The sequence below is a fragment of the Methylobacterium sp. J-030 genome, from assembly GCF_022829545.1.
Lineage (GTDB): Bacteria > Pseudomonadota > Alphaproteobacteria > Rhizobiales > Beijerinckiaceae > Methylobacterium.
In genome coordinates this window covers 1-481 of sequence record NZ_JAKSYM010000151.1, presented here as the reverse complement: position 1 = coordinate 481, position 481 = coordinate 1, and the positions used below count along the sequence as shown (strand labels likewise).

Annotated in this window: 1 pseudogene; it reads right to left on the bottom strand. The window is 76.1% G+C overall.

The annotated features are described in order from the left end of the window. Positions 1 to 325: pseudogene (locus MKK75_RS09195) on the bottom strand (DUF2778 domain-containing protein); the annotation flags it as partial. Positions 326 to 481 lie beyond the last annotated feature (156 nt).

Here is a 481-nt window from a genome sequence, read left to right as displayed (position 1 = left end):
GAGACGCAGCCGTTCGAGGCGCCCGGCTGGCGCAGCATGTAGGTGTGGGCGAGCAGCCCGTCACGGCCGTGGATCGACCCGCTGCGGCCACCGGGGTGAGGCGGATCGCCCGCACGCCGTGGAACAGGCGCTCGCGCTCGGTCAGCATGTAGGTGCCCGGCGGCGTCGAGCCGCGCATGCGCAGGTGGACGAAGCGCGGGTTGTCCATCGCCTCGCCGACGCCGGAATGCGCCTCCAGCACCTCGCCGGAGGGGAGCGTCACCGTGCGGGCGGTGCTGTCGTAGACGGACGTCGCGGCCACCGCGTGGGGCTCCGGGCCGACCCGGGCCGGGAGGGGACCCCGGAACCGCGGCTCCCGGGCCTCCGGGACCTGCGGACCGGGGGGGGGGGGGGCGCCTCACCGCCACCCGATCCGCTTGAAGAACCCCGCGATCGCCTCCGCTGCCCGGTCGGGATCCTCCCGGTGCGGGAAGTGCCCGAC